Source organism: Kineosporia succinea, from assembly GCF_030811555.1.
In the GTDB taxonomy this organism is placed as follows: Bacteria; Actinomycetota; Actinomycetes; order Actinomycetales; family Kineosporiaceae; genus Kineosporia; species Kineosporia succinea.
This window is the reverse complement of record NZ_JAUSQZ010000001.1, coordinates 6,664,617-6,678,568: the sequence shown is the minus strand read 5'-3', so window position 1 is coordinate 6,678,568 and position 13,952 is coordinate 6,664,617. Positions and strand designations below refer to the sequence as shown.

Sequence of the window (13,952 nt, the reverse complement as noted above, 5' to 3'; positions counted from 1 at the left end):
CCTCCGTATTGCTCTACCTGCATGCTCCAAGAGCGTGATCTTGACTTGGAGGAGTGCCATGGCATTGCCGTCCCGTCCTGCTCCTGCGCCACCGTGGTACGTCCCGGCTGTGGCGACGCTCTATAGGGCGGCGCAGGGGGATGCTCAACCGCGCGATCTGGTCGAACGATTCGTTCAGGACTTCGATCCCAAGGTCATGGACATGGTGGTGCTGACTTGGGTTGATCTTTGTGCAGATCCAGGTGAGCCCGATGAGTTCACGATGGCGGAAGACACTCCTGAGCCCATGAAATGGGCTGCTCGGGTGGTATTTGCGCGTCTCGTCAATGACGAGGTGAACTGGAATGCGTTGTGGGGGCTGACCTGTCGTTTTGATGAATGGATCGAGCGCTGGACTTCCCTGCTGCGGTTCTGTACACATCGACCGCAGTAGGGGGTGCAGGTGCACGTGAGGAGTTGCTGGCGTCGTCTGACTTGGATCAGGGGCAGGCGACGCCGAGGCATCCCTGAGGGCTCCCGGACGAGGTGTTGCCGCCGCCGTCCGTGATGTTGCCGTACGCCTCGATCGCGTGGTCGGCGCTGTCTGTGATGGTGTTGCGGGCAATCTCTACAGGCGAGGCCGGATTGTTAATGTGGATTCCATCGTCAATTCTGTGGCCGTCGCTGTCCAGTTCAGTGCCGCTAGTACCGGACCCCTCGATAGTGTTGTCGCTTATGATGGCAACACCTTCTTCTGAGTGAGGTTTAGTGTCGAGCAGAACTGCTGCACTCCCAGCGTCGTGGAAGTCATTGCCGCGAATAGAAAATCTGTAGTTACTGTCGGCGAGAATCCGGATTCCCACGTCGGTCCCGAAGAAATGATTGCCCGAAATCTCGGGCGCGTTCGGGTGTTCAAGTAGGATTCCGGATGCTCCTCCTCTGAATGTGTTCCCGCGTACAGGTGGTGGAGTGGCGGACAACTTGAGCATAGTGTTGATGAGTGTGTTATCGGCAAACATTTCACCTATAGCTACTTCAATACTGCTATTGATAAAAGTATTGGCGTGCGTGTCCAGAGTGCCGAAGCCTGTCTTCATATCAATATCGGTCAAGGTGCTGTCCGTAAGAGTTAGAGAAACCTTCAGCATGGAGATTTTGCCGCCGCTCATGTGAAGGTTGCGGAGTGTAGGCGACGCTTGAGTGCTGGGTAAATCGACGTGGTCCAAGGTTAAGTCCGTTAGCAGAACGGCATGTGCCCGAGTGCGCGAGACAACGCCCTTGCGCAAGGTCCCGTTCCTGAGCGTTACCTCTGCTCGCGAGTCGAAATCGAGAAGAAGATTTCCCTCGGCCCCGGTGATGGAATGGTCGTTAAGATCGACCGTCACGCCGTCCTTCCCGACAGTGATGCCGGGGCCTCTTCCGCAGTCCAGATCTTCAGTCAGAACCACATTTTCAGTAACCGTCTGACCACACGCGATTCCCTGAACCGTCTTTGGCTCTGTGGTGGTGATCAGAACGGGCTCCGTGAGCACCTGATTGCTCCCAGGCACCGTCGCGCTGGCCTGGACCGACCAACGGCCAGCCTCGGTGTAGGCGTGTGTCGCGTTCAGCCCCTCACCGATCACACCGTCGCCGAAGTTCCATCTCACTTGTCCCATCTGATCTCCGCCGGAAACCTGCGCTCTGAAATGGAAGTCGGTCCCGATCAGGCCTTCGGTGCCGGGATGGACCTCGATCCGGAGGGTGCTCCGGGGTGGAGTAGTGGCGCTGCCGGTCCCGGTTCCGCCGATCGGCCCGGCACTGATGGTGGGGGTAGGCCTCGGATCCGAGGTGAGGGACGGTTTCGGCGGGCGCGTGGTGGCGCTGACGGTTGGGAACCGCCGGGTCCGGCTCGGGGTTGGGGCCGCAGATGTGGGAGTTGCCGTCAAGCTCGGGTGTGGGATCGGCGGACGCCCCGGGCTCGGCGAACGGGTAGGGGTCTGTGGATGGCTAGGGGGCGGCGGACTATGGGGGGTCGGTTGACGGCTGGGGTTCGGAGAGGGTGGGCGGCTGGGAGTCGCCGCCGGTTGAGGTGTCGCCGGGGTCACGGGCTTGACGCGGCTCTCGTATTTTCGCGTCCGACGTACGGTTCCGTCGAGATCGACGACACCGGCTGCCGCCGACTGCGGGTCGTTGAAGAAGACAAAACCGCCTCGCTCCACCAGTTCGAACTCTGTCGCAGGCGGCAGTACCGGGGCACGGGCCACGATCTTGAAGTCGAGTTCGTTCACGATCCAGACCAGACCGGCGGTGAAGTCGGGGACGAACAAGCGGCCTCGAACGGGCAAGGCGGCGCCCAGATCGCGTGCCCCTGAACCGAGAAAGACCTGGGAGCAGCTGGATCCGTCGGTCGGGCAGCTGGTCAGCAGCGCGCGTTCCGGGTCCACGAGGCGCAGACGGTCGTCGTCGCCGCCTGAAAGCACGATGGTGGACGCGCCGGTGAAGTCGATCTCGCGGGCGGAGTTGGTCATCTGGTCGGTGGTGTCCAACCGCCACACCTTGCCGGTCGCGGCGTCGAGCAGGGCGGCGCGTCCCTGCGAGAGAGTCAGGAAGCCCGTGGCGGGCGGGAGCAATCGCCGGGCCGGGCCTTGCCGATCGTCGTGCATCCGCGCGACTGTTCCGGTGCTCCGGTCAAGCATCCACAAACTTCCGTCGGAGTCGACGGCCGACTGCACGTCTGAGCTCGGGCTAAGGGGTAGTAGGGAGGACTCGTCGCCGGTCAGGGTCTCGGGATCCATCGGGGTGATCACGGTTCCGGCCGCATCCACCCCGAACACCGTGGTGCTGGCCGGGATGATCTGCAGCGGCTCGGTCGAGGGGGCCGGGCGGTCGTGCGTGGTGAAGGTGGCGCCGTCGATGCGCGCGAACGTGCCCCGGGTCCGGTTGACGGTGTACGCATCGGCGCCCTGCTGTGACGTGCTCAGCTCGTCGCCGTTCTTGCCCACGGGCACCTGCGTGACCACGTCGGCCGAGTCGCCGTCGAGCAGGGTGACCGAGCCGATCTGGTTCGACGACAGCCAGGCCGCGGAATAGGGCATCTGCACCTGCTGTTGCGGGAAACCGGTGTCGCGCAGCACCTCCAGGCCGATGACGAGCAGGACCAGCACCCCGGCGAAGGCCAGGATCGCGGTCGGACGTCGGTTGCCGGTCATGGTTGCCTCCTTGAGCTGCTGAACTCCCGACGCAATGCGCGGTCCTGCGGTGGTTTGCTCAGCGGCCGCGGATCGATCGCCGCCCGGATCCGCTGGAGCGGGCGTAGGCGACCTCGGTCGAGGAACTGGGCGAAGCGTCGCTCCAGCCGCCAGGCACGGTCCGCATCGGCGGGCAGCACGTCCTCGGGGCCGTAGCGCGCTTCGGAGATCCTCGGGGCCAGATCCCTCAGGATCAACGCGGCCTCGGGGGCGCGGTCGGCCAGTGTCGCGGCCACCTCCAACGGAGTGGCCGACAGAGGCGGCCGGGTACCGCGTTCGGTGAGACGGTCGAGCATTTCCAGCCATGCTCCGTTGACCCGGGCCGAGTTCGTGCGGGCGTTGCGTCGTCCTTGTCTGCGCAGGGCTTTGGCCACCACCACGGTCAGGAGGCCCACGGCCATGGTGACCAGCACGATGATCCAGCCCAGCAGCGTCGCGCGCAGCAGGCCGCCGGAGTCGCTGCGGGCCGGTTCGTCGTTCTGCTCACCGGAGGCCGGATTTCCCTGGGGCACGGAGACGGGGACGGGTGGCGGAGGATCGGCACGGTCCACCCGCGGGCTGCTGTCGTGGTCCTTCTGGGCGTGCTTGCGTGGGTCGGTCGGCTCGAACATCACCCAGCCGGCGTCCGGGAAAAGTACCTCGGGCCAGGCGTGTACGTCATCGGTACCGACGACGTAGACACCCTTGACCGGATCGTGGAGGCGGTACCCGACGGCCACCCGGGTGGCGAAGCCCTCGGCACGGGCCAGGACCGCGAAGGCGGCCGCGTGTTGTTCCGCGTAGCCCGCCTTCTTGTCCTTCACGAGGCGGGTCAGGGTTCCGTAGGAGTGGCCGGGCGACGCGTCGAGGCTGTAGGGCGTCGATCGCACCAGTGTTTCGAGCCGGGACAACCGGTCGTAGTCGGAGCCGCTCGAGGTGACCACGGCGTCCTTCAATTGTTGTGGTGGTTGTTGAGGCAGAGGGTCGGCGACGCGGACGGCGGGGACGTTCTTGAGGGTTTTCGCCCTAGGTGGCACCAGGCCGGTAGTGCGGTAGATGACGTCGCGGAGCATCGGGCCGCTGTCGGCGAGAGTTCCGGTCGAGGCGTCGTAACCAAACTCGGAATGGGTGGATTCGATGATCTGTACGCCGGAAGGGGCACCGATTGTAGGTAGGAAGGGACCGGGGAGATCTGTGATCTGCACGGAGATGGTGACGGGTGTGCCTTGGAGTGCCGTTTCGGCGGCCCGCAGGCGAGTGCCCGCCTTGAGGAACTTTCCGGCGGTGGTCCAGGTCGAGCCGTCGTAGTCGGTGAGTGCTGCGATGCGCACCCGGTCAACGGCCGGGTCGCTGATCCTCAGGCTGAACAGGGCGCGGGGTGGCGAAGTGGTGAGCGAGCGCTTGAGCGTGGCCAGCGGAGAGACGGTCTGGTCGATGTGTACGGGGGGCGGGTCGATTGGGCGGGGATCGAAGCGGGGTGCCGTCCGGGGAAGAACAAGAGTGAGGCCGAGCGCCATGACGATCGGCACACTGAGCAGCAGCGCGCCGGCCACGGCCGATGTACCCCTGGCCCAGATCGAGACCGTGGGGCCTGAGACCTGATGTGCGTCCGGGCCGATCCGGAAGGTACCCGTGCGGGGGAGATCTGCGGGGCGATCGGACGTTCTGGCTCTGGTGAGGCCGAGCAGGGCGGCCGCGACGATGAAGAGACAGGCGACCCGTAGTTGCGAGGTGTGGGTTGCCGCGGTGACCAGGAGGGCCAGCAGGTAGGCGGCTAGGGCTGGAATCAGAGGTAGGAGGGGAACTCTGGAGCAGTGGCACAGCAGGGTGAGGCCCAGCGCGGAGAACCAGGTGGCGGCGAGGGGCAGCATGAGCACTTCCGGCCTCGCATCGGCAGGAAGGGTGACGCTCAGCGAGTTTCCCCAGGCCTCGGCGACCTGGTGCGTGAGGATCCGGAACGTGCGGGTGGTGGGGAATCCGGAGGCCGTGGTGCCGGCCAGCAACGTGGCGATCGTGAGGACCACGAAACCGATGAGGGACGCTGCGGTGGTCACCAGAGGGCGTTGCAGTAGGGCCAGGGCGGTGCCAAGTGCGGTGGCGCTCAGCGCGGCAATGGACAGCACCACGAGGAACCAGGGGTCGGCGAAGTAGACCTGGTAGAGCAGCGTCGTGCTCAGGATGAGGGTGGTGCCCAGCAGGGTCTCGATGGCGCGGTTCATGCTGGGACCAGCCGGTTCCAGCGGACGACGGCCCGTTCGCCGTCGAGGGCCCGGACCAGTCTCATCCCCGGGAGTACCGGTCCGGGCCCGTCGGTGACGCCAATCTGCACGACGCTGACGGGCCGGGCGGGGGATGCGAGAGCGGCGAGCTTGTCGGCGGCCGTGTGGCCGGTGATCACCCCGAGTGCCCGGCCCCGGTGGGCGGACAGGATCGCGTTGACGCTCTCGATGCCTGGCGATTGATGGTGCGGGGCGACGGAGGCCAAGAGGTCGAGGACGGCGGTCGGGCGGCTGGGAGGCCGCCCGTGAGGGACGGTAGTGGCTTCGTCCCCGGCGGTGGTTTTCACGAGAACGTTGGCCCCGGCCTCGAATCCGGCCAGGCACCAGGAGGCGGCCAGCCGGACGGCGTCGTCGAAGGCTTGTGGGTCGGGATAGGCGGCGCTGCTGGTGTCGAGGACGATGCAGTGGTGGACCTCGTCGGCGAGGACGTTGTGGCGCACGATGAGGCGGCCGGCGCGGGCGCTGGAGGCCCAGTGCACGAGGCGCCAGTCGTCGCCCTCGTGGTAGTCGCGCAGGCTGTGGAAGGTGACCCCGCCGAGCACGGGGTCGGAGGTGAGACCGTCCGCGTCTTGAAGGTGGGGATTCGGCAGCGGGGCGACGGGGTAGGGCACGGGGTAGACCCGCAGGGTGACCGGTGTGCCGGTGAGTCCGGTCGAGGCGATGAGCCGGAACGGGTCCGAATGCCCCAGTCGGACTGGGGGAATCGGGTAGACGCCGCGGCGGACGGGATGCAAGGTCCGGGTCTCCACCACACTTCCGTACGGCGGGAGCGCTGGAACAGTGATGGGCACCAGCTGTCCGACGAGCTCCTGACGGCCGGTGAGTGGAGGCGTCCGTAATGGCTTTTGATTACGGATGGTGAGCCGCGAGACCACCGTTTCGCCCTCGAAGACCCGTTCAGGTTCGAGAACCCGTTCGGCGCTGAGGCCGGGGCGGGCGAGCATCCAGATCAGGGCCGTGGCGAGAGTGCCCGCGCCCGCGAGCCCGGCCAGGGTCAGCTCGGGGTAGCCGAGGGTCAGGCCGAGAGCGGTCAGGATCGCCGAGGTGGTCAGCACCGCGTAGCCGGATCGCGTCATGGGGACTCAGGTCCAGCCGTTACGTGGAGGTGGAATCGGGATGTCGGTGAGGATCTTCGCGATGACGTCTTCGGGACGGGCCCGGTCGGCGAGGGCGGAGGAGGCCATGATCATCCGGTGCGCGAGAACCGGTATTGCGACGGCCTTCACATCGTCCGGGTCGGTGAGGCGGCGTCCTCGGGATGCGGCCCGGGCCTGTGCGCAGAGGGCCAGGGTGACGCTGCCGCGAGGGCTGACGCCGAGCCGGACGCCGGTGGCGGTGCGGGTGGCCCGGGTGATGGCGACGATGTACTGCTGCAGGGCCGGGGCAACGTGGACGTCGGGGACGGTCTCGATCATCTCCGTCAGCTGGGCGAGGGTGAGGACGTGGGGGAGTTGCTCGGGTGTACGCCGGGCGAGCCCCTGTTCGACGACCTCGACCTCGTCGGCGGGTTCGGGGTAGCCGATGCTGATGCGCATGGCGAAGCGGTCGAGCTGGGCTTCGGGTAACGGGTAGGTGCCCTGGTGCTCGACCGGGTTCTGAGTGGCGATGCACAGGAACGGACGCGGGACGGGGCGGGTCATGCCGTCTGTCGTGACCTGGCGTTCAGCCATGACTTCCAGGAGGGCGGACTGGGTTTTGGGTGAGGCGCGGTTGATCTCGTCGCCGAGCAGGATGTTGGTGAAGACGGGGCCCTGGCGGAATTGCGGTTCGGTCTGGCCGGGGCGGTAGACCTGAGTGCCCGTCACGTCGGCGGGGAGGAGGTCGGGGGTGAACTGGATGCGCTGGAAGCCTGCCTCGACCGACTGTGCGATGGCCCGGGCGAGCGAAGTTTTCGCCAGGCCCGGATAGTCCTCGATGAGCAGGTGGCCCTCGGCCAGCAGACAGACCAGAGCGGTGCGGACGGTGTCGGGCTTGCCTCGCACGTACGTGTCGACGTTTGCGGCCAGAGTTTCGAAACGGGTCTGGAACTCCTCGGCATCCAGGCTCATCGGGTTCTACCTCCTCGGTGTTTCGGTCAGGCCGGCTTCGGGCAGACTGTGAGCTTGCGGTCGTCGGGGAGGTAGGTGCGGCGTTCGGAGTCGCTGAGATCGCGGTTGACGCTGGCGCAGATTCGCTGCACGGCTGAGTCGCCAGATGGGGCTGAGCGATAGATGGCTGTGTCCAGGCCGACGACGAGCAGCTTCTGTCCGTCGGGTGAGAACTCCAGAGCCGTTGCGTCGGAGTCCGACTCGCCCAGGGTAGCGATCTGCTGACCGGTCTCGGGGTCCCAGATCTGCACCAGTGCCTTGCCCGAGGTGGCCAGCTGGCTACCGTCCGGGCTGAAGGTCATTGTGTTGGCGGAGGCCAGGGTCAGATATGACAGTACGGTGCCGGTCTCGGCATTCCAGAGCTGTACGCCGCTCCCGCCGCCCGATGTGACCAGGCGCCGGCCGTCCGGGCTGAGCAGAGCCCGGGACACCGGGGCAGTGCCCACACGAACCGATCCGAGGGATTGACGGTTGTCCGGGTCCCAGATGCTCACGCGGCCGTCCGGGCCAGCGACGGTCAACCGGTTCCCGCTGGTGTTGTAGGCGAGGACGATGGGGCCTGCCGGGGAGGTAACCAGGGTGCTGGCCGCCTTGGTGGCGATGTCCCACAGCTGGACTGTGCCGTTGGTGTCTGCGGTGACGATCTGGCGGCCGTCAGGGCTCAGGACGGCACTGCTGAGATTCTTGCCCAGGTGCTGCTGACGCGCGGCGGTCTGAGGGGCGAGGAGCGCGACTTCGCCCTCGGTTCCGAGCGCGATCAGGGACCTGCCGTCGGGGCCGAACATTGGTGGTCCGATTCCGCCGGTGCCCGGTTCGGAGGAGCCGAGGAGCAACCCGGTCGAGGTGTCCCAGAGATAGACGACGCCGGTATTGACGGAAGCAGTGGCGAGCCGCCTTCCGTCCGGGCTCAGGGCGATCGAGCCGGCCGACGAAATGCCGGACCCGTCGTCGTTAGGCAAGAAGGAGAGCACGTGCTGTCCGGTGGAGTCCCAGGCGGCTGCGCTGCCGTCGGGTCCTCCTAAGTACTCCCGGTTACCGTCCGGGCTGTACAGGGCTTGGTCGTGACCGGCGAGGACATCGCCGGCCAACTCAGTCACTGGGGGGTTCGATGCGGCGTCCCAGATCCGGATCCGGCCGCTCGCGCCTCCCGTGACCAGACGGCTGCTTTCCGGATCGTAACTCAATGCCGTCACCGGCTCCTCGCCGTTGGTCCCGAAAAGACCGGCGGAGCCATGGAGCCCGACGTTCCAGACCCGGGCTGTGCCGTCGTCCCCGCCGGTGGCGAGGCGACTGCTGTCCTGACTGAACATCATCGTTCTGACCCCGGCCGTGTGACGCCCCTCGAGCACCAGGCCGCGCCCGGCTCGGATGTCCTGCACCGTCACCTCGCCGTCCTCGCTGCCGCTGGCCACCAGGTTCCCGTCAGGGCTCAAGGCGATCGCGGTGACGCGCGCCTGATGAAGGCTGAGCGACGTGATCGGGCTTCCGTCGTGGGCGTCCCACAGCCGGGTGCGCCCGGCTGTGTCCCCGGTAAGCAGTTCGGTTCCGTCGGCGGAGACTCCCAGGACGCTGACAGAATCAAGGTGCTGTAGGACGGCAATCAGGTGGCCCGTCCCCGGGGTCCACAGCCTGACCTCGTCGCCGTTCACCGTGGCCAGGCGGCTTCCGTTCGGCGACCAGGCCAGGTCGAAGAAATAACCTTCGTCAATGCTCTTGATCTGGCGCAGTAGTCGGCCGGAGCGGGTGTCCCAGATCCGTACCTGCTGGCCGAGGCTGGCGGCGACCAGCCGGCCGGACCGGTCGGCCGCGACGGCGGTGGGCTCCTTTGCATCGATGGTGAAGGTCTTAACGACCCGGCCGGTGTCACTGCTCCAGAGGTTCAGCTGGTTCCTGCTTACGGTGACGACCTGCTCGGAGCCGGCAACGAAGAAGGCGCCGAAGGCTGGGGTGGTGAGCAGGGTGCGGCCGGTGGCGGCGTCCCGCAGCAGAGCCGTGTCGAGGTCGTCCGTCGTGAGCACACGGGTGCCGGACTCGTTGAAGGAGATCTGGTCGAGCGCGCTGGTGTGCCCCAGCCACGCCCGTTTCAGGGGCCGCAGCGCGGTCGTGCCCACGGTGCGGCGGGCCTGCTCGACCGGTGAGACCCGGTAGGCGGCCACCGCCAGCAGACCGGCCAGTTCCGGGTCGTTCTCGGCGAGAGTGGCTGACTGGGTGGCCAACTGGCGGGCCAGGGCCTTGTTGCCGGCTGCGGTCGCGGCGCGCCACTGCCATCCGCTCAGGCCCAGCAGGGTCAGCAGGACCACGATCACCGAGGCGAGCAGGCGCCTCCGGGTCCGGCCTCCGCGGACCGCGGCACCGATCAGTTCGTCCTTGGGACGCCCACTGAGCGTGGAGACCAGGTCGGCCACCACGTCCTCAAACCGGGGATCTCGGGGTTCCAGGGTCTCGACGCCGCGGGTCCAGGTGAGATCGAGCCAGCGCGGTTCCCGGCTGAAGGCGTGCAGTAGGGCGGGCGGGAAGGCGTCGCTGCTCGGCCCCTCGGGTGCCCAGGCGATCCGGCCCTCGGCCAGAACAATGAGCACCCGGTGGGCGGGGCGGTGACGCAGCCAGGTGGACACTTCCTTCTGCACCCATTGCGATTTCGCTGCCGCGGGGGACGCCAGCAGGATCAGCCACTCGCACGACAGCATCTCGCGCTCGATGCCCGCCCACAGGTCCGGGTGCGCGGCCAGGTTGGACGCGTCACGGAAGACCCGACGGCGGCGAACCTGATACCAGCGCGAGTCGAACGTCTCCAGCTGGGTCTGCAGTGTCGCGGCTAGGGTGCGGCCGCTCTCGACGTGGTAAGAGATGAAGGCCGAGTACTCCGGGAAGAAGTCGAGCTGACTGTGACTGGCCACTCACAAAGTGTGACCTTTACTGGTCGAACCCGAGACGTTTTCGCACTTCCCTTTCGGGCGCCTCCTCGGTGAGACACTGGGTGCCGTACCAGTACCGATCTGTCAGGCTATGGGGCATGCGTAGGCCCTGGTTGTACACCCGTTGGTTCGCCTTGGTCGTGGGTCTGGCGGCCGGGGCGTTACTGGGGCTCGTGGTTTACGCGGGCAGTCAGCTGTCGGGGGCTGCGCTGTTCGTGCTGTGCGGCACTGTGGCCGGGGGAGTGGCGGCCTTCGTCTACTACACCTACACGCTCACGTTCCGGCTGACTGAACTGCGGGTGTCGATCCCGCAGTTCAGCGATCTCACCTTTGCCGTCACACCGTCCAACGAGGGCGTGGCATGGAAAGTGTTCGTGCAGGCTGCGACCCGGGTCTCGGTACAGCCGCTGGACCCGGAGGCTGGTCGGGTGCGGGAGGCGCTGAACTCGCTCTACACGCTGTTTCAGGAGGTCCGAGGGATCCTGCTGGAGGCGCGCCCGAGCCCGCACACCAACTGCACGCAGACCGTCGAGCACCTGGCGATCGCCATGCTGAACAAGCAGTTACGCCCGTTCATGGCGAAGTGGCACCCGCGGCTCCTGGAGTGGGAGCAGGCGCATCCCGGCGAGCCGGAGACGGCCTGGCCGGACAACGAGCGGTGCCGGGACGAGCTGCTGCAGATGCAGGCCGGTCTGCTGGAGTACGTGCGGGGGCTGGGGCAGCTGGCCGGGGTCCGGGACGTCGATGTCCTGCTCGGGACCTAGGTTTCGCGTTGTTACTCTCCACGGGTCCAGCCGGATGCCTTCAGCCTTTCGCTGACGCTCAGGACGACCTTCTGGTGTGCGACGAGATCCAAAAAGCCCCGGACCTCCTGATGGCCATCAAGGTGTCGGTCGATAAGGCCCCGTGACCCGGCCGGTACCTGCTGAAAGGCTCATCCCCTCTGTTCGGGGGCAGGTTCAGTCGCTCGGGCACGACCAACGGCTGTCTCCCACGACGATCCACGAACGCCGGATGCGCGGGCGAAAAGAAGTGGTCGAGGTGCCAGCCGGCGCGGCCGGACGAGCGGCGCGATCGATGATCCGTAAGAGCGCCGAGCCGAGACGTACCGGACGAGCTTCGGCGACGAATAGGATGCGCGGAACATGTGGTCAAGGAGGGGTTGATGCGGTTCCGCCTGTTCCTGAGTCACAGCACGGCCCAGCCGGACCGGACGCGGCTCGCGCGGATCGCCCAGGACATCGAGACCCAGTCCGACGGCAAGATGAAGGTCCTCTGGGACGGGGGACAGATCAGCGGCGGCGACGACTGGCGGGCGAGGATCGTCGATCTGCTGCACGCCTGCGACGGCGCGGCAATTCTGCTCGACGAACCGGCCCTGGACTCGAAATGGGTTCTGGCCGAGTCGACGTTCCTGCTGCTCGCGCGCTGCCGTGACAAAGACTTTCTGACGGTCCCGGTCCGGCTGGCCCCGGCCGAAGTGGTTCAGCGACGACTCGGCGACCCTGACTGGGCGCCTGTCCCGCTGCTGCACAAGCAGATGGTTCCGGCGACCTTCGACGACCTGGCCGTGACGGTCGTCAAGGCCTTCGAGGAGGCCGCTGCTCGGGGGCCGGGACACAGCCCTATCGAGATGCTGGCCGATCAGATCTCCAGGCACCTGGAGCAGGCGCCTCCGCAGGCGTTGCGCGCACTGGCCGAACGACTCGGGGACGAGGTGCCCTATGGCAATCAGGCCGATCATGTACGGGCTGCGCTGGTCTTGGCCCGCGCCATGATTCGAGCCCCTGACCTGGTCAGGGCGCGCGACATGCTACGTCCCTTCGGGCCCTCCTTCGACAGCCAGTACGCCGAGCCGATCCTTGAGCGGCTCAAATCGCTACCGATCGAACCTCACAGTGCGGCAACCCTTCTTGCCGGTCTGCCCGAGGGGTCGGGGCATAGTCTTCTGCAGACCGGGAAGGCCTCGTTTACCGTTCGTCTGTACCTCGACTGTGCCTACCTGCCTGATACCCCGGTCAAGGTCCTCATGCTCCAGGCCCTGCACGCGAATCTGGCGACGCTGCGGCAGGAAATCATCCGGGAGGCGAGGGGCACGCTCTATTTGCGCTTCGAAAAGATGCTGGGGCGCTCGATGACGGAGACCGAAGTGGAAGAGCACCTGCGGCGGATGCCCCTGTACGTCTGCACCCCGCCGATCGACGCGGACGTGATCGCTGAGCTGAGTGGCCTTTTCCCGCGGATGGGTTTCATCCTCCACCACCCACAGCACGAGGAGTGTGTGCCCCCGGCTGGAGTCCGCCGGATCCTCCCGCCTCTCGATGCCGAGCGGGAGAACCAGATCTACGACGACTACGTTCAGGCGATGGCCTCTATTTAGGAGCGGCATGAGTTTCCCCAACGCACTTTTCCCCGCCCCGGAGGTGGTCGCTGCCAACTCGCAGGGCTACGTCTTCCGTCAGAAGCAGGTCGCTCTGGCCGTGAACATCGCGCTGGCGACGAAGCGGCCGCTGCTCGTGACCGGACTGCCGGGATCGGGTAAGTCTTCTCTGGCGAAGGCCGTGGCCGATGTCCTGGGCTGGGGCTACATCAGCCATGTCTTTACTTCGCGCACCCGGGTGGAGGACCTGATCGTCGACGTTGACCTGGTCCGGCGGCTGAATGACGCGCAGTCGTCCCGGAAAATCGGTGGTGAAGCTGACTATCAGATCCCGGGTGCGCTGTGGTGGGCCGTGTCCCCTTCCAGCGCTGCGGCCCGGAAGCTGGCCGTACGGCCGCCGGGGCTGCGTGACGACAACGAGCGTGATGTGGTCGTTCTGCTCGACGAGATCGACAAGGCCGAGCCGGATCTGCCCAACGACCTGTTGATCCCGCTCGACCACCTGGAACTCACCATCGCCTCGGTGGGCCGGGTCAGGCCCGAGCATCACCAGGTGCTCGTGGTGATCACCAGCAACGGTGAACGTGAGATGCCGCCGGCCTTCGTGCGTCGTTGTGTCGTGCTGGACATCAAGGAGCAGGACGAGGAGTTCCTGGTCGAAGTGGCCCGCTCGCATCTGGGGGAACGTGATGACGACCTGTACCTGAACGTGGCCAAAGAGCTCACGACTGCGCAGAACTCGGCCGAGGCAGCCAACCGAAGAATGCCGTCCACCGCCGAGTTCCTCGATACCGTGCGGGCCTGCATCCGGTTCGATCAGCAGCCCGGATCGGACCTGTGGGAGGCGATTGCGCAGACCACATTGGTGAAGACCGACAACCGATGAGCCGCCCGCCGATCGGCATGGCCGATGCCCTGACGGCTGCCGCCATCCTTGGCATCCACGACCAAGCAGGTGTCCAAGCCGTGACAGCCCTTCTGGGACTCCGGGCCACGCAGGCTCTGCCCCCATCCGACCATGCCCCGGCGCAGAGCGCGCCCGCGTCGGCACAGGTGCAGCATGTACCCGCTCCTTCGAAACCGCCAGCTTGGACGGGGCCAGC

At 66.5% G+C, this 13,952-nt stretch carries 9 protein-coding genes; 4 read left to right on the top strand and 5 right to left on the bottom strand.

The annotated features are described in order from the left end of the window. Window positions 1-109 precede the first annotated feature (109 nt). The gene (locus J2S57_RS29550; protein ID WP_307249088.1) at window positions 110-433 is read left to right on the top strand and encodes a hypothetical protein; all 324 of its coding nucleotides are present in this window, start codon (window positions 110-112) and stop codon (window positions 431-433) included. A gap of 46 nt (window positions 434-479) precedes the next feature. On the opposite strand, the gene J2S57_RS29545 is transcribed toward J2S57_RS29550, so the two are convergent. From J2S57_RS29545 to J2S57_RS29525, 5 genes are read right to left on the bottom strand one after another with little or no spacing between them, the layout of a single operon-like run. Further along, complete coding sequence (locus tag J2S57_RS29545) at window positions 480-3,170, bottom strand: PKD domain-containing protein (RefSeq protein WP_307249086.1); 2,691 nt, start codon at window positions 3,168-3,170, stop codon at window positions 480-482. Next, complete coding sequence (locus J2S57_RS29540; protein WP_307249084.1) at window positions 3,167-5,407, bottom strand: transglutaminase TgpA family protein; 2,241 nt, start codon at window positions 5,405-5,407, stop codon at window positions 3,167-3,169. Before J2S57_RS29540 ends, J2S57_RS29545 begins: the two co-directional genes overlap by 4 nt. Beyond that, the gene (locus J2S57_RS29535; protein ID WP_307249082.1) at window positions 5,404-6,543 is read right to left on the bottom strand and encodes a DUF58 domain-containing protein; all 1,140 of its coding nucleotides are present in this window, start codon (window positions 6,541-6,543) and stop codon (window positions 5,404-5,406) included. The genes J2S57_RS29540 and J2S57_RS29535 overlap by 4 nt, the downstream gene beginning before the upstream one ends. A gap of 6 nt (window positions 6,544-6,549) precedes the next feature. Further along, window positions 6,550-7,515 carry an AAA family ATPase gene (locus J2S57_RS29530; protein ID WP_307249080.1) on the bottom strand — a complete coding sequence of 322 codons (966 nt, stop codon included), beginning with the start codon at window positions 7,513-7,515 and terminating at the stop codon, window positions 6,550-6,552. A 26-nt stretch (window positions 7,516-7,541) separates the two neighbouring features. Beyond that, window positions 7,542-10,451: a TIR domain-containing protein gene (locus J2S57_RS29525; RefSeq protein ID WP_307249078.1), complete on the bottom strand. Its 2,910-nt coding sequence runs from the start codon at window positions 10,449-10,451 to the stop codon at window positions 7,542-7,544. 116 nt (window positions 10,452-10,567) lie between these two features. Here J2S57_RS29525 and J2S57_RS29520 point away from each other — a divergent pair, with 116 nt between their 5' ends. From J2S57_RS29520 to J2S57_RS29510, 3 genes are all read left to right on the top strand, one after another. After that, window positions 10,568-11,233 (top strand): hypothetical protein, encoded by a 666-nt coding sequence (locus tag J2S57_RS29520; protein ID WP_307249075.1) that lies wholly within the window; start codon window positions 10,568-10,570, stop codon window positions 11,231-11,233. A gap of 401 nt (window positions 11,234-11,634) precedes the next feature. Beyond that, entirely contained in the window at window positions 11,635-12,849 is a 1,215-nt protein-coding gene (locus tag J2S57_RS29515) for a toll/interleukin-1 receptor domain-containing protein (RefSeq protein WP_307249073.1), read from the top strand. Window positions 12,850-12,856: 7 nt separating this feature from the next. After that, the gene (locus J2S57_RS29510) at window positions 12,857-13,735 is read left to right on the top strand and encodes an AAA family ATPase (protein WP_307249071.1); all 879 of its coding nucleotides are present in this window, start codon (window positions 12,857-12,859) and stop codon (window positions 13,733-13,735) included. Window positions 13,736-13,952: the final 217 nt, after the last annotated feature.

Excerpts from the sequence above, each read along its gene's own strand:
- J2S57_RS29545 (WP_307249086.1), bottom strand. The coding sequence starts at position 3,170 with ATGACCGGCAACCGACGTCCGACCGCGATCCTGGCCTTCGCCGGGGTG.
- J2S57_RS29540 (WP_307249084.1), bottom strand. The coding sequence starts at position 5,407 with ATGAACCGCGCCATCGAGACCCTGCTGGGCACCACCCTCATCCTGAGC.
- J2S57_RS29535 (WP_307249082.1), bottom strand. The coding sequence starts at position 6,543 with ATGACGCGATCCGGCTACGCGGTGCTGACCACCTCGGCGATCCTGACC.
- J2S57_RS29530 (WP_307249080.1), bottom strand. The coding sequence starts at position 7,515 with ATGAGCCTGGATGCCGAGGAGTTCCAGACCCGTTTCGAAACTCTGGCC.
- J2S57_RS29520 (WP_307249075.1), top strand. The coding sequence starts at position 10,568 with ATGCGTAGGCCCTGGTTGTACACCCGTTGGTTCGCCTTGGTCGTGGGT.
- J2S57_RS29515 (WP_307249073.1), top strand. The coding sequence starts at position 11,635 with ATGCGGTTCCGCCTGTTCCTGAGTCACAGCACGGCCCAGCCGGACCGG.
- J2S57_RS29510 (WP_307249071.1), top strand. The coding sequence starts at position 12,857 with ATGAGTTTCCCCAACGCACTTTTCCCCGCCCCGGAGGTGGTCGCTGCC.